Genomic DNA, 15,368 nt, shown 5'->3' on the forward strand with positions numbered 1-15,368 from the left:
CGAACGAATACTGCTTATTTAATAACCTGAAGCACTGGTTAAATTGAGTTCTAAAATCCACAATCAGGTTTTAGCACAAAAAAATGGATTTAATTATCCTTTTTGGTTACTAAACAAAAACACATGAAACTTTTTTTTAACTTCATTAATTTCCCATTCTTTTTTATAATCCTAACCTTCATATCTCAACAACCTTCCTTCGGACAATCCAGTAGTGCTGAGGAAACTTTCCAAAAAGGCATTCAGTTGGAACAACAAGGCCAATTTGAACAGGCATTAAACGCTTTTGAAAAAGCTGCGGAAGGCTTTAAGAAAGACAACAACTTTGAAAAATATGGTGAAAGTCTGAATCATATCGCTGCCGCTTATATTATGACCAACCAGATGGATAAAGCGGTAACTCAACTTCAGGAAATGATGCCTTTATTCGAAGAAAACCTGGAAAAATCAGGTACACTTTATCCCAAAGTACTGCTCAATATGGGAATGGCTACTTCCAAGATGGGTAATTTTACGGCTGCCAAAGAGGCTTTATTAGAATATTTTACCCTTTATGAAGGCAAAATGGAAAAAGATGATCCTCAGTTGATCAAGGGATACCAAACCCTTGCTTTTGTATACAATTCTATGGGGGATTATCAGCAGGCGCTTGAGACGGCCAAACTTTTATTAAAATCCGCTCAAAAATCAGAAAACCCATTTTTTATTTCCCAGTCTTATCAAAATATAGGAATTGTATATCATACCATAGGTGAGTATCCAATTGCTGAAGAATATTTCAGAAAAGGCATTGCAGTAGCGGAACAGGCAGGAATTCAGGATCCCATGGCATTTATCAGAAGTTACGCCAATATGGGTGTTTCTCTTTTCAGAATGAACAAAATGGAAGAAAGTCTGGAAGTATTGGATAAGGCTTTGGAGCTGGGCAATATCGTCCAAAACCCCTACATTCTGGCCGCTATTTATAGTTCCAGGGGAAATGTTTATACCGAAACCAAACAGTACGAAAAATCTCTGGAAGCACATGGACTAGCCCTGGAAATGCTGAACAGGATGTTTAACAATCAACCGCATCCATCTTTAAATCAACCTTATTTCAACCTTGGAAAAGCACATTTGGAAAAAGGAGATTATGATGAGGCTGAGGAATATTACAAAAAAGCCCTGAATATTGATACAACCTTTTATGGGAAGTTTCATGCTTACCCTGCACAAACTTATGACGGTTTAGGACAGGTTTACATTAAAAAAGGTGAATTTGAAAAGGGAATGGAATATTTCCAGATTTCTATGCAAACAATTCATCCAAAATTCAAACCTGCAGATGTCTTTGAAAATCCACCTATAAATGAAGAAATACTGGAAAAGGGAATTTTATTGGAAACCTTAACCTCTAAAGGGGATGCACTAAAACTTTGGGCAGAAAAAGAAAAGGATAATGATTTGCTGGACAAAGCCTTTCAAACCTACAGCCAAACGACCCTATTATTAGCTGACATAAAAAAATCTCTTTCCAATGAAGAAACCAAGCTGTTTTTTAGTGAATCCACTTTCAAATTCTATGAAGGTTTAATGGAAACAGCTTTAGCGCTTTACCAAACTACAGAAGACCCACAATATGCTGAGGCTATATTTTACGCCATGCAACAAAGTAAAGCCAATTTGTTATTGGAAAATATTCTTAAAACCCAAACTGAAATAGCACAGGAAAACACAGATACCCTTTTTCTAAAAGAAGATGAATTAAAGTCCAATATTGCCGAAGCACAAAAGCTAATCATTGAAGGCGGGGAGCAGGATGAAGAAACCGTAAAGCAAAATATTTTTGAGTGGAAAAGATCTCTGGAAGAAATTCAGGAAAAAATTAAAGCAAAAAATGAGAAATACTTTGCCGCAAGGTATGAGGATGCCAACATTTCCATTGAGGCGATACAACATGATTTACTGGAAAAATCTGATCAGTATATAGAATATTACTGGGGAGAAAATCATATTTATCGCATTGAAATCAATAAAAACCAATTCAATATTTCGGCAATTGAAAATCCTGAAGACCTGGCCGTGCAAATCAGGAATTTTACCAATCAGATAAAATCGAATCAGCTGGAGGGCTATCAGCAATTGGGCTACGATTTGTATCATACGTTCCTTGCCAATGAAAATCTTACTGAGAACCTGATTATTTTACCGGATGGTTATTTACACCAGCTGCCTTTTGATGCCCTGCTCACAACCACAAAAGGCTCCGGTTTTCATGAATTCGATTATGTATTGAAAAAACATGCCATCCAATATCATCAATCTACATCTCTTTTGGTAAATCAGTTTAATGCACAAGCGGCATCTCCTGAAATTTCATTTATAGGTTTTGCTCCTGCATTTTCCGGACCGGCAAATCCACTTTTGGCTACCAGATTAGCCTCTGATAGTACAAGAGCAAGCCAATTGGTTGCACTTCCCTTTGCAGAAGAAGAAGTGAATCAAATCACCAGCCTGTTCGAGGGGAAATCATTTACCGGTGCCCTGGCTACTGAAGAAAGTTTCAAAACGAACGCTGCCAATGGAATGGTATTACACCTGGCCACCCATGCTATTGTGAATGAGGATGCACCCACTTATTCCAGGTTAATTTTTCATCAGGAAGAAAATACTCAGGAAGATGGTTTATTACACACTTATGAACTCTACAATATGCAACTCAGTGCAGATTTGGCTGTATTAAGTGCCTGTAATACAGGAAGCGGGAAATACTACAAAGGAGAAGGTGTGGTAAGCCTTGCCAGTGGATTCATGTATGCAGGGGTCCCCAATGTTTTAATGAGTTTATGGGCAGTTCCCGACCAATCCACTTCCGATATCATGCAACATTTTTATGCTGAAATAAACCGTGGCGCCTCAAAATCAGAAGCTTTAAGAAAGGCCAAACTCAAATATCTGGAAAGGGCAGATATCAATACCTCATCGCCTTATTACTGGAGTGCGTTTATTTTCCTTGGCAATACTACACAAGACTCATCAGGCCCGCTTATGTGGGTTTTTGGAGTAGGTATTATATTATTAATTATAATTGTAAACAGATTAAGGAAAAGGAAAGTTTAGGCACCCAACTTTAAATTGGTAATATTATAAAACTCAAACAAATCAACTTTGGAAAAGAACACTACCATTGATTTTGTAAAAAATAAAAAAACTAACTTATTCATCATATTAAGTGGAATTTTCCTCACCAATGCCATTATTGCAGAGGTAATTGGGGTGAAAATTTTTTCCCTTGAAACCACTTTGGGAGTACAGCCTGCCCAAATCAGCTTGTTTGGAGAATTTATTCTGGATTTTAATCTTACAGCCGGGGTAATGATTTGGCCGGTAGTTTTCATTACTACCGATGTGATCAATGAGTATTTTGGAAAAGAGGGTGTGAGGAAGATTTCATTTCTTACTGCTGGTTTTATTGCTTATGTGTTTGTAGTCATCTGGATCGTGACAGAACTTCCCCCGGCTGCCTTTTGGATAGATGTGAATAGTGAAGGCCCGGATGGCTCATTTTTTAACATTAATCATGCTTTTTCAAAAATCTTCCTTCAGGGTCTGGGAATCATCATCGGTTCACTTACTGCTTTTCTACTTGGGCAACTAATAGATGTAGCCACTTTCCAATGGTTAAGGAAATTTACTGGAAGTAAAAAAATCTGGCTAAGAGCCACTGGTTCTACATTAGTTTCTCAATGCATTGATAGCTTTGTGGTATTGGGAATCGCTTTTTATGTATTTGGCAACTGGTCACTACAACAAATTATTGCTGTTGGGATCATTAATTACATTTACAAATTTTTCATAGCCATAGTACTCACCCCATTGTTATATGTAGCCCATTACCTGATTGACAATTATTTGGGCAAAGAAGCAGCACACCAAATGACTGAAGAAGCTGCTTCTACTGACTTTTTCTAGGAAATACCGAATCAATTTTGTCCTTTATTCAGGCTTTGAAAATTCTCCCAAACAAGCGGGGAAATTTCTTCCTTTACAATCCAATCATTGTCAGGATAAGTGGCTATTCGGTGAATTTCCCCAACCAAATGCTGAATTAAATCTTCCCCTTTTTCCTGATACATTTCCAATTCCTGTTCAAATGAAGTTTCAGGTGGGCAATTGACAAATTCCATTTCAGGAAGAATTTTTTTACAAGTCAGCAAAACCCTTCTTTGCCGATAAGCATTAGCCACCAAAATCAGTTTTTTTAGCTGTTCGCCAAAATGCAATGGAGGGTTGAGATGCTTAAGAATTTCCTCACTAAACCGAATGTTCTCTCCGGTATTGGTTGAACGATCTTCAATAATCACATTTTCCTTTTCAATTTTAGGAAATTCCGCATTCAAAGCTTCCCAAAATACCTGCCCCTCCGGTTTGTTCAGCCCGGTGCTACCGGCTCCTATTCCACCTGTAAATACAATTTTTGGAGCTAATCCTTTTTCATAAAGAAAACCACATTGTTGGGGAATTTTCAAATCAAAATGCCCAAAACCAAAAATGGCATCGGCATCACTTTCAGGTTCTTTCAGATAAAGGTAATCGAAAAGTATTTTGGCTTGTTGGAGTTGGGATTGGGAATAGGTATGGTTCATATTTTCACATAAAAAAATCTATTCCAAAGGTATCACTTCAAAATAGATTTTCTAATAATTTCGACAGCAAATCCAAAATCAAGACTTCAAAATATATCATAGGCTACTCCTAAATAAGTCCTGAATCCTGACCAGTTAACACTAACTTTGTCATTAGAGGAATTTTGAATAAAGCTGCCTTTAAACCCACTTAAATACAAGCCTGTACTCGCATCTAACTGATACCCAAAACTTAAATCAAAATGGATTTTCTTCACAATTTCATAAGAAAGCCCAAGTGAAGGCTCAATAAATATACCTTCACTGCTAAAGGAATAACCCGGTAAATCAGATTGTTCATCATAGACAACTATTGATTCTTCCAACTCCAATGAAGTTAAAATACCACCTATTTTCACTTTATTATAAAGCTTCCACTTTTCATTACCTAACATTTCAGATCTCAATTGTATTCCAATTCTATAGCCCCTTAATGGCATATCCAGTTTATATTCACCAGAATAGTCTTTAACATGGTTTCTACCTCCGGTGGTAAAATATGTTAAATTTAAACCCAATAACAGGCTTCTTGAAGTTTGATAATAATCCAGATTTGCAGAATAATTAAAATAGGCAGGAAATTGCTCTACAATTTGTACAGATTTAACAGGCGATAAATCAATCAATTCTTCCTGAAATTCCTTTAGCTGCGACATCTGATATGTTCCATAACCCAAGTCAAATCCTAACCTTACCTTTTGCGCAATACTTTCATGAAAAATAAAAAGTAAAAAGAGAATATAGATTAATTTTTTCATAGTGGTAAATATTTTGCGATGTCTAAATAATAGCCTGATGTGGAAAATATTTTACTTCCATAAAGCTTCGAATTAATTTCGTTATCAGACATAATTTTCAACAATACATTTGATTTTGCCTCATCAAGAATATACAAATACTCTTTGTCTGCCATTAAAAGATAGCCCGTTTCTGGATCCTCGTTTCTAAAGGAAATTGCTCCCGTAGGTAAATTCGATTTATTCAACAAGGAAAAATCTAAGACATTTCTTTTCTCAAGGATTGGATCATTTTTTAGAGTAAGAAAGACTTCCTCAGGATTTTCCTCATTAAACATTACAGAATGATATGCTCTTGTATCGGAATATATTGAATCAACAACACCATTTTCAATTTTATATATATTAATTCCATTTTCTGTAGCCATACAAGTGTATCGACCATTGGAGGATGTGGCAATAAAACCAAATCTATCATTATTTTCTCTGGGGTAATTATCTATATCGATGGAAGCTATTTCATTTTCATCATAAAGATTATATTGAATGTATTGTTTGTCGTGGGAAAGAGCAATTAAACTATCATTAATTAGATTAAAGTAATCTAGATAAGAACCTTTGGGGTTATCAAAAGTATTTATTTCATTTAAATCCTTGCCATCATAAACATGAAATTTATAATAACCTGCCGCAGCAACCTTACCAGATTCTTTGTTAGCAGATATAGCTTTTAAATGACCAAAATCATTATTTGATACAGAATTGAGGAGAGACATTGAAGAAATATCATATGCTTCAATATCATAAATATCACTTTTTGTATAAACTACTTTATTATTAGGATCATAAACATAAAAAGCAAATCTGTATCCGGTAAGTTTTTCACCGTAATTGTAATTTCCATAAATATCTTGATTTTCAAGGTCAGACGGGTCCTTCTGGTAGTCAGGAGTTACCTTTAGGATAAAACGATTTTCCTTCCCAATAAAAATTTGCGGCACTACAATACTTGTATCAAAAGAGGACTCTAGAAACTGTTCAGATTTTCCAAAACCATATCTAATCAAGGAATATTTACAATTAAATTTAGATTTATCCCAATATACTCTTACACTATCCAGCCCTATTTCAGAATAATATAGAGTTGGGAAAGGCTCATCTACCGTAATGGAGTTTGTAGCTCCTTCTCTATTTGAATTAGATACCTTTGAAGAAATGATATAAGTCCTTGTTCCTCCATAAAAACTACTATCAATATAAAAGGTACTATCTGGGTGACTGAATATTTTTTTTGATGTATAATTGATTAATAATTCATAAGAATCAAAATTTATCTGTTCGTTCTTTTCCCAGCTCACTTTCATATACCCATCTTCGGTAATACTTGTAAAAATGTCTAGTTTAGGGGAGCTTCTCCCATCAATTAAAATGATCCATTCTTTTTCAATCAAATACCCCTCTCCTCCTGCATAGTCAGCAACACTTCCCGTACCACTTCTGACAAATATTTCAATTTTAAAATTGTAAGTCCCTGGATTTAATTTCTCAGGAGAAATATGGAAACTTCCATTTGTATAATAAAGGTCATGTTTATTTCCATTGAAAATTATGTAACCTTGTATCATCTCATATCCAGAAGTATTAACATCATATTTTAATGATGTAGGTACAAATAATTTAATTGTATCCTGGTCTGGTATTAAAGATAAATCAAACTCCTTAAAAGCTTCTGGTTTCTGAACCTCATTAAAAAACTCCTTTTCCAACTCATATTCGCAGCTAAAGAGGATTGTAAATAACACAAAAATGAGGGCGTTTTTACCAAAGTGATTCATAATTTTATTAATTGAAAACAACGGAATATTTACAACGTGATTTGATGGAAAAAAAGATAAAATTCATTAACATTTAATTCATCTTTTATCCTAATTTGGATGTTGTTTTCAATAATCCGGAGCAAATAAAATACTCATCTCAATCAAAAAGCCTATGAAAATATTTTTCCATAGGCTTTCTGAATTTCTAAATGCAATTTGTACTTTCAAAACCTAATTTTACTTTTTACTTTTTACTTTGGCGTCCAAAAAGGATCGCCAGCTTCTACAAACTCAATAGGCACTTCATCTATGAATCCTTTTAACCATTCTGCACAATATTCCATTCCTCCTTCTTCGGAATTGGCATGACCCATAATGATCAAAGCCTTCTTTTTCCCCATGTCTACTGCATCCCTCACGTATTCCACAGTTTCCCACTCTCTGGCTTCTCCTACTACCTCAAGTTGCACATCCTCCCGCTGCAGGTAGGCCATCTGCACAGAGGAGCCGTGTGCGCCAGCAACCAAAGCCACTGTAGTCAACTCCATATCAGGTTCTCCAATTACCCGCATAGGGGAAGAAGGATATTGCTTACCCAGTTTTTTAGCAAAGGCTTTTAAAGTAGTTTTGGGAAATTCAAATACCAGCTTTTCCCCCTTTTTATAGTTTTTATCCCAACCCATTTCTTTAGCCATTCCGGTGACAATCCCATCAGGCTGAATCATATGCCAGTGATCGTGGAACCTCCATACAATTAATCCATTGTCCTCAATAAATTTTTTCTTGGCTTGTAAAACCTCATTGCTTTCCAAATCTTTTATTTCATCCAGATGATTATAATAAGTAGGTTCGTGAGTGATAATCAGGTTTAACCCTTTTGCCTTGGCTCGCTTAAGCACATCAAAAGTCGCCAGAAAAGTAGTGGCGATTCCAGTCACTTCCACATCAGGATCACCAGATTTAAAAGTATCCACAGTCTGTTCTCTCCATTCAACTTTTGAGGCCGTTTTGATTTTTTCAATCACCTCACTGGCCGTAATTTTTTTAAAACCGGAATGATCAATTTCAAATGGTAGTATTTTGAAATTCATACATAAAATAGCAAAGCTAATCACCAGAGTAGTCCAGGTGAAGCCATAAATTTTCCTTTTCATATCTTGCCTTATTTTTAAAGTTCAGTTAAGCCTCATCATTTTAAACCCCAAGTTATCAATCCCACTTCAATTTAGCTAAAGCTGACAACCTTTAGGATAGAATTCTTTTGAATTCATCTTTATCATAGCCCTAACCCTCAACAAAAAATCAAGGTTTAGGAAAAGTTAAAAGGAATTTCCAAAGAAAATTGATAGTTTCAGGTTTAAACCTACTACTTAGAAAATGAAAATAAACTATCCTGTCATACTGCTTTGCCTTTCCACTTTTTTTTCCTGCCAGAAAGATGATCCATCTCTTAAAGATTTATACAGCAATTGGGAAATTTATCGGGGGACCAAGGATGCCAATCAATATTCTTCTCTTCAACAAATTAACAGGGAAAATGTAAAAAACCTTGAAGTGGCCTGGACTTACCATAGTGGTGGAAATATTGCCAAATCTACCATAGAGTGTAATCCGATTGTAATTGATGGGAAAATGTATTTGACATCGCCAGATTTAAAAGTCATCTCTTTAGATGCGGCCACGGGGAAAGAGCTTTGGAAATTTAATCCGGCTGAAGAAAATATAATGGCCAATGTAAACCGGGGTGTCACTTATTGGGAAAAAGGACAGGATAAAAGAATTTTGTTTACTGCCGGATATTACCTTTTTGCCTTAGATGCTCACACTGGAAAATTGATTGAAAAATTTGGAGCAAAAGGAAAAGTGGATTTGAGAGAAAACCTTGGGGTGCCCATTGAATCTGTAAGTTTAAGTGTCACTTCTCCCGGAGTTATATTTAAAGATATCATTATCTTGGGTTCAGCAGTTGGAGAAGGTTATAATTCTGCCCCCGGACATGTAAGGGCCTATAATGCAATTACAGGAGAGGCAGCCTGGATATTTCATACCTTACCTCAGGAAGGAGAATTTGGAGCAGAAACCTGGCCCAATACCCATTATAAAAATATTGGCGGAGCAAATGCCTGGGGAGGATTAAGTCTGGATGAGAAAAGAGGACTGGTATTTTTAGCCACCGGGTCACCAGCCTTCGATTTTTATGGAGGAACCCGTGCAGGGGAAAACCTATTTGGAAACTGTATCATAGCCCTCGATGCAAAAAATGGGGAAAGAGTCTGGCATTACCAAACCGTTCACCATGACCTTTGGGATTATGATTTACCCTGTGCGCCTAATTTGGTAACTATTCAGGTAAATGGAAAAGCTGTAGATGCTGTAGTCCAACCCACAAAAATGGGCTACTTTTTCATGCTAGACAGAGCAACAGGTGAACCGCTTTATCCCATTGAAGAAAAACCTGTGCCCACAACCGACATTCCTGGAGAAGTTACCTATCCCACCCAACCTTTTCCCACTTTCCCTCAACCTTATGCCAGATTAGGAATCACTGAGGAGGAACTAAGCCAAATTACACCGGAAGCACATGTTGATGCGACCAAAAGATTCAAAACCATGAAAGCCGGTGGGCAGTTTATTCCTCCAAGTTTACAGGGATCACTGGCCATGCCTGGCACGAGAGGTGGAGCCGAATGGAGTGGTGCTTCATTCGATCCAGAGTCGGGAATCATTTACATTAATTCCAATGAAATAGCCAATATCCTCAAATTAAAAGCAGTAGAGATGGCCATTGCCGGAGCAAATATGGATGATGAAGGGAATACCACCTTAACAGGAAGTGCTTTAGGAAAAAACCTTTACCAAATGAATTGCGCCAGTTGCCATGGACTGGAAAGGCAGGGAGCTCCTCCTACCTATCCGGGTTTAACAGGGCTTTCAGAAAAATACCGGCAAGAGGAAGTCGGCCAATTGGTAAAAACCGGAAGAGGAGGAATGCCAGCCTTTGCCCAGTTTTCTGATAAGGAAATTACTGCAATCAGTGAATTTTTATTGTCGGAAATGGAAGACGGAACTACACATGCGACCTACAAACCTGAAACTGAAACCAGGTTTATGGTAGATGGTTACAACCAATTTCTGGATAGTAATAAATATCCGGCAAGTGCACCACCATGGGGAACACTAAATGCCATTGACATGAACTCGGGAAAACTTTTATGGAAAGTTCCTGTGGGCGAATATCCTGAATTAACGGCAAAAGGAATCCCCCCTACCGGCACTCAAAACATGGGTGGATGCGTGGCCACAGCCGGAGGTTTAGTGTTTGTAGCTGCTTCTAAAGATGAAAAATTCCGTGCTTTTGATAAGAAAACCGGTGAAATATTATGGGAAACTAAATTACCAGCCGGAGGGTATGCTACCCCAAGTATCTATGCGGTAAATGGCAAACAGTACATTGTCATAGCTGCCGGAGGTGGTGGGAAAAATGCTACAAAATCAGGTGATGCGTATGTGGCTTTTGCTTTGCCGGAATTTTAGTGAAGGAAAGTCCCTCCTTTTTTCAATTTTAACCCTTATCCAAGTTTTACCATTTCTTTAAGGATTCAAATCTGAAAATTTTTCCGGAGATTTCTTTTGAGTGACCTTAAAGGTTTTCCGGGCTTTTTTTACTTCTTTTAAAAAGGCTTTATCATTCCAGCTTCCTGTTTGATGATGATTCCCGTACAATTTTTTATCAAGGTTTAGAGAAGCTTCTTCCAGATTTTCGGCTTTTGCATTTTCAATTAATGAGTCCATAGTGGGACTGAGAGATTGAGGTAGAAACCGATCCAGCCATGACATGATTTTTTGCTTGGATTTACCTGGTTCATGATGTGTAACAGCTTTGGAGAATTGCCGGAAATAATAGGCTTCAGAATTCCTGAATTGCTGCCTTCTCAGCTTTATAAATAAGTAAAGTTTTCTTGTAACTTTATATAAAATCCCAAAAACTAAAAAAGCTATGGCCACCACCACAGCAAATTGCCAGGGTTTTAACCCAAGAATTAAAAATGGTTTTTCCTCCTCCACAATAGCTTCCTGAGCTTCAGCTGCCTGAAGTGCAGCAAGGGAATCTTTCATAGATTCCAACATGCCCAAATCGGGGTTTGGTGCTACCTTTACTGTTTTGGCGGGGAGTGTCTTTTTGTACAACTGCTTTCTAAATGGATTCCACCAGGAAAATTCCAACTCAGGAATCGTGATTTCCCCTTCTTTTTCAAATAAATAAGCCGCTTTTTGTACTTGTTTGGCACTTACAGTAGAACTTCTAAATGACCGGTCTGTAGTTTGTTCAGGAGTCTGGGCATATATGCTAATGCCTTCTGTTGCCGGCCAGTTTACCTCACTTAAAAATTCTGCGAGCGTTCCTCCTGCCTGTATGGTAATGGTTCTTTCCAAAGCATCGCCCACTTTTATTTTATCCAGGGATTTATCCCAGTTTTCACTTACATACAAACTGGTAGCCACCAGCCAGGCATCTCCCTTATACTCATCTGGGATAGGATTAGTTTTGATTATTTTTTCGGGTGATTGAACGGAAAATGCAATGCCTTTATAGTCTCCTTCTGCCGGAGATTCCACTTCTATTTTGAGTGATGGAAAAATAAGATCTCCACTTTTAAATGGGAAAACCATGTAATTGAAAGCCACACCAGCATGTTTTTTTCCATTAATTTCCTCGCTGATACTCTGGTTGGGCACGGGTACTACAAACCCATTTTCTATCTGAAAATTTTCCAATTGGGGTGCACTGGTAAACCAGGTAGGTGTGAGCACTTTTACAGTAACTCTTGAAGGTTGCCCAACCAAAACTACTCCCGGACTAGCTGAAACCAACGCTAAAACCTTTGGTCTTTGTTGAGCATTTATTTCAAAGCTTCCCAGCAAAATAAACATCATAAATATGAAAACAATCCTTACCATGTGTTCCCGTTTTCTTTAATTTTTTGAGGATTTCTTTTTAACTGGAATTTAAATTTCTTTGCCAGAAACTGTCCCGGATCATCTTTTACCTTTTTCATCAACACTTTCTTAGCAGCTTCCTGCCCTGCACCTTTTGAAGTAAAATCTTCCGGAACTTCGTCCAGTTCTTTTGCCGAATGAATTTCACTTTGCACCTCCTCGGAAAGTCGCTCCTTTTTCATATCTTCTTTGGTGGCCTCCTGCCCTCCTCCACTCAAATCTTCAGGGCTATTATTTTGTTTCATTTCAGCCAAACCGTCCTCTTTTTCATCAAATTCCTGAGCAATCATTTCAGTTTTCTGCCCATCGAGTATTTGTTGAATGGCCTCACTGGTTTGTACAATCTCCTCAAGACCAGAATCCTTTTCTCCTGCAATATTTAATGCTTCCATTGCAGCCTGATAATTGCCCAGTTTGGCATAAGATAATGCCAGGTTATAATAACCCAAAGCTGAAGTATCCTGACTAAAGGCATTCACTGCTTCTTCAAAATTCCCGGCTTTATAAAAGGCAATACCCTTTCTCATTTCATCTTCATAGATATTGGCTGCTGCCAGATAATCTCCCTGTTCTAAAAGTTTTTGAGCCTGAAAATCTCTGGAATACCATAAATCCGCCCAGGTAAAATCCTGACATCCTCCAAGGAGGACCACAAATACAAGCGAAAAAACAACCACAAATCCCCGCCTGAACCAAAGCAGAATCAAAAGGGCCAAAACAAAAACTGCCCAATAGCCACGGTCCAGCCATTCGTCTTCTGTATCTTCATTATCCTCTTGAAAATCCCTGCCATCCCGGATTTTTTTTGCCAGAAGTTCCATGTCACTGTTATCCAGCGTCAATTGCAGTTTATGTACATTTTCCATTCCTGTGAATGTAGCCAGTGGCTTTTCATCCCAGAAAACCTGTACCTGTTGTCCATTTTTATCGGTTACAAACCTGCCTTTAATTCTGGTGGGAATTGGGGCTCCATTCTGAGTAGCCATAGGCAAAATAATCAATTCATCTGGTTGATTTTCAAACTCATTTTTTAATAATCCGGCATCATTCTGATCTATTCCATCGGTAATCAAAAGCAATGTACCCGGAGCCTCACTTTTCTCAAAAATTTCATTGCATAAAATTAGCCCGTTTTCCAGATTAGTCCCCGGCACTGGCATAATACCGGGGCGAAGGGCATTCAAATGAAGCAAAATTGTAGCGTAATCATCCGCAAGCGGAATCACGGTATGGGCTGTTCCCGCATAGGCAATTAAAGCTGTTTTTACTTTTGGATCTGCTTTTAACAAATCTTCTATTTTATACTTGGCCCTTTCCAATCGGTTTGGTTGTAAATCCTCTGCCAGCATAGACCTTGACAAATCCAGCAAAATGACCAGCATTTCCTGACTTTTCTTCCCTGGTTTTTCTATTTTTTCCCAGGTGGGTCCGGCCATAGCCATCGCAAAAATCACCCAAATCAATAACATTAAAACCCTGGGCAACCACATTGCCCGGGTGTTTCCTTTTTTCAGCACGAATGCCCTTAAATGTGGAGCAATGTGCTGCACCCATTTATCTTGTTTCAGGTATTGCCACCAGAAAATTAAGAAGACAAAAAAAGCAGGGACAATTGCCCATAGCCATTCCGGTCTGAGCCAGTGAAACTGATCGGGGTCAAAATTTTCCAGTTTATTCCAGTCCATAATCCACATCTTTAGGATGAAACAAAAGGGAAAAAATTCCCGCAAAAAGCATGTAAATAATAGAAATGCCAAAGGCAAGCCCAAGGGGGTAATAATAAAGCAATGTCACAGGTTTGTAAATTTCCTCTTCATATTCTACAGGTTCAAGTTTATCCAGTTCGGCATAAATATTTTTCAAATCTTCGGCATCAATTGCCCTGAAGTATTTCCCATCGGTGAGGGCTGCAATATCCAGCAAAGTTTGTTCATCAAGATCAGAATTGGCCGTTCCGGGATTTCCTATGCCAATAGTATAAATTACAATGCTGTCATTTTTAGCAAGATTAGCTGCATCCAGGGGAAGTAATTCACTGCCACTGTCTACGCCATCAGTCAATAAAAGTAAAACCTTAGTGGGCAAAGTATCACGATCGAAAAGCTCAATGGATTTCCCAATAGCTTTACCGATGTTGGTTTGCTGACCAGCCATACCCACATCAGCATCTTCCAGGAGGTCACTGACCAACTCCAGATCGGTGGTAAATGGTGCCTGTAAATATGCATTTGCTCCAAATAAGATCAAGCCCATTTTATCTCCTTCTCTTTCCACAATAAATTCTTTCATTACGGATTTTACAGCTTCCCAGCGGGTAGCTTTTTCTCCCTCAATTACCCAATCTTTTTCTGCCATGGAGAAGGATAAATCTGCCGCAATTAAAAAGTTTCTGGTCGTTTTGATGACTTTATCCGGCTCTCCTACTAATTGAGGAGAAGACAAAGCGGCTAAAAGTAAAATCCAGATGACCCAAAGCACCAACCAGCGAAACCAATTTCTTTTTGCGCCTCTTACGCCTTTTCCAGGTTTTTTACCAGTCACAGCCACAGCCTGCTGAAAAAATGGGGAGAACAAAGCTGTTTTCCTATGGCGAACAGCCGGCCAAACCAGTATGATTAATAATGGCAAAGGCAGGAAATAAAACATCCAGATATAAGCTATTTCAAAGTTTTCGGGCATGATGTAGTATCCAGTCTTCAGACCAGTTTATAAATTCATTTATATTTTTCCTTTCCAAATTCAATGTTTTCGAAGCATAAACTCCTTCCCGAATCAGGATTTCAAATTCATTATTCCAATGTCTGGATTTTGATGTTTGCTGTAAAAATTCCAGCCAGTTTTTTCCGTACAAACCAGCTACTTTTTCCCTACCAAAAGTTTGTAAAGCCACTTTTTTCAAAACAGCAAGCACTTCCTGTAAGGTTGAAATATCAGGTTTATCCCGGTCCAGCTTTCGGAGGTATTTTGCAGCATCCCGCCTATAAGCTTTTTTTCTGTAATTTCTGATAAATACAAAAGTGAGGATGAAAATACCGATAAGAAGTAAACCGCCAACGATGTACCACCCCGGAGTTTCGAATTGGAAATCCAGTGGATCGGGTTCATAAACTGGTCCTAATTTGGGTAATGAATCCTGAGGCATTTTTAAGTAT

The 15,368-nt window shown here is 37.9% G+C and carries 11 protein-coding genes; 3 read left to right on the forward strand and 8 right to left on the reverse strand.

Features of this window, described 5'->3' with window-relative positions:
- Positions 1-123: 123 nt before the first annotated feature.
- Together A3EM_RS0102015 and A3EM_RS0102020 are read left to right on the forward strand one after the other, a co-directional pair.
- Positions 124-3,099, forward strand: a complete 2,976-nt coding sequence (locus tag A3EM_RS0102015) for a CHAT domain-containing protein (RefSeq protein ID WP_020526491.1) — start codon at positions 124-126, stop codon at positions 3,097-3,099.
- A gap of 48 nt (positions 3,100-3,147) precedes the next feature.
- Positions 3,148-3,951 (forward strand): queuosine precursor transporter, encoded by an 804-nt coding sequence (locus A3EM_RS0102020; RefSeq protein WP_020526492.1) that lies wholly within the window; start codon positions 3,148-3,150, stop codon positions 3,949-3,951.
- Positions 3,952-3,962: 11 nt separating this feature from the next.
- Here the strand turns inward: A3EM_RS0102020 and A3EM_RS0102025 are convergent, their stop codons facing one another.
- The 4 genes from A3EM_RS0102025 to A3EM_RS0102040 form a co-directional block, all read right to left on the reverse strand.
- Positions 3,963-4,625 (reverse strand): YdcF family protein, encoded by a 663-nt coding sequence (locus A3EM_RS0102025; protein WP_020526493.1) that lies wholly within the window; start codon positions 4,623-4,625, stop codon positions 3,963-3,965.
- Positions 4,626-4,711: 86 nt separating this feature from the next.
- Entirely contained in the window at positions 4,712-5,422 is a 711-nt protein-coding gene (locus A3EM_RS0102030; RefSeq protein ID WP_020526494.1) for a hypothetical protein, read from the reverse strand.
- The gene (locus A3EM_RS0102035; protein WP_157637704.1) at positions 5,419-7,236 is read right to left on the reverse strand and encodes a hypothetical protein; all 1,818 of its coding nucleotides are present in this window, start codon (positions 7,234-7,236) and stop codon (positions 5,419-5,421) included. Before A3EM_RS0102035 ends, A3EM_RS0102030 begins: the two co-directional genes overlap by 4 nt.
- Positions 7,237-7,469: 233 nt before the next feature.
- The gene (locus tag A3EM_RS0102040; protein ID WP_020526496.1) at positions 7,470-8,372 is read right to left on the reverse strand and encodes a Nif3-like dinuclear metal center hexameric protein; all 903 of its coding nucleotides are present in this window, start codon (positions 8,370-8,372) and stop codon (positions 7,470-7,472) included.
- A gap of 223 nt (positions 8,373-8,595) precedes the next feature.
- On the opposite strand from A3EM_RS0102040, the gene A3EM_RS0102045 reads away from it, so the two are divergent.
- Complete coding sequence (locus A3EM_RS0102045; protein ID WP_020526497.1) at positions 8,596-10,752, forward strand: outer membrane protein assembly factor BamB family protein; 2,157 nt, start codon at positions 8,596-8,598, stop codon at positions 10,750-10,752.
- A 57-nt stretch (positions 10,753-10,809) separates the two neighbouring features.
- On the opposite strand, the gene A3EM_RS41250 is transcribed toward A3EM_RS0102045, so the two are convergent.
- The 4 genes from A3EM_RS41250 to A3EM_RS41260 are packed head-to-tail and all read right to left on the reverse strand — an operon-like array spanning position 10,810 to position 15,358.
- On the reverse strand, positions 10,810-12,177 hold the full coding sequence (locus tag A3EM_RS41250; RefSeq protein WP_052323339.1) for a BatD family protein: 1,368 nt from the start codon (positions 12,175-12,177) through the stop codon (positions 10,810-10,812).
- Positions 12,171-13,901: a VWA domain-containing protein gene (locus tag A3EM_RS41255; protein WP_044237273.1), complete on the reverse strand. Its 1,731-nt coding sequence runs from the start codon at positions 13,899-13,901 to the stop codon at positions 12,171-12,173. The genes A3EM_RS41250 and A3EM_RS41255 overlap by 7 nt, the downstream gene beginning before the upstream one ends.
- The gene (locus A3EM_RS0102060) at positions 13,888-14,895 is read right to left on the reverse strand and encodes a VWA domain-containing protein (protein WP_020526500.1); all 1,008 of its coding nucleotides are present in this window, start codon (positions 14,893-14,895) and stop codon (positions 13,888-13,890) included. Before A3EM_RS0102060 ends, A3EM_RS41255 begins: the two co-directional genes overlap by 14 nt.
- Positions 14,879-15,358, reverse strand: a complete 480-nt coding sequence (locus A3EM_RS41260) for a DUF4381 domain-containing protein (RefSeq protein WP_020526501.1) — start codon at positions 15,356-15,358, stop codon at positions 14,879-14,881. The genes A3EM_RS0102060 and A3EM_RS41260 overlap by 17 nt, the downstream gene beginning before the upstream one ends.
- Between the last annotated feature and the right edge of the window lie 10 nt (positions 15,359-15,368).

This window comes from Flexithrix dorotheae DSM 6795 (assembly GCF_000379765.1).
Classification (GTDB): domain Bacteria; phylum Bacteroidota; class Bacteroidia; order Cytophagales; family Flammeovirgaceae; genus Flexithrix; species Flexithrix dorotheae.

Bases quoted from the DNA above. Each gene is read 5' to 3' on its own strand.
- A3EM_RS0102015 (WP_020526491.1), top strand. From the start codon at position 124: ATGAAACTTTTTTTTAACTTCATTAATTTCCCATTCTTTTTTATAATC.
- A3EM_RS41260 (WP_020526501.1), bottom strand. From the start codon at position 15,358: ATGCCTCAGGATTCATTACCCAAATTAGGACCAGTTTATGAACCCGAT.
- A3EM_RS0102045 (WP_020526497.1), top strand. From the start codon at position 8,596: ATGAAAATAAACTATCCTGTCATACTGCTTTGCCTTTCCACTTTTTTT.
- A3EM_RS41250 (WP_052323339.1), bottom strand. From the start codon at position 12,177: ATGGTAAGGATTGTTTTCATATTTATGATGTTTATTTTGCTGGGAAGC.
- A3EM_RS0102030 (WP_020526494.1), bottom strand. From the start codon at position 5,422: ATGAAAAAATTAATCTATATTCTCTTTTTACTTTTTATTTTTCATGAA.
- A3EM_RS41255 (WP_044237273.1), bottom strand. From the start codon at position 13,901: ATGGACTGGAATAAACTGGAAAATTTTGACCCCGATCAGTTTCACTGG.
- A3EM_RS0102035 (WP_157637704.1), bottom strand. From the start codon at position 7,236: ATGAATCACTTTGGTAAAAACGCCCTCATTTTTGTGTTATTTACAATC.
- A3EM_RS0102060 (WP_020526500.1), bottom strand. From the start codon at position 14,895: ATGCCCGAAAACTTTGAAATAGCTTATATCTGGATGTTTTATTTCCTG.
- A3EM_RS0102040 (WP_020526496.1), bottom strand. From the start codon at position 8,372: ATGAAAAGGAAAATTTATGGCTTCACCTGGACTACTCTGGTGATTAGC.
- A3EM_RS0102025 (WP_020526493.1), bottom strand. From the start codon at position 4,625: ATGAACCATACCTATTCCCAATCCCAACTCCAACAAGCCAAAATACTT.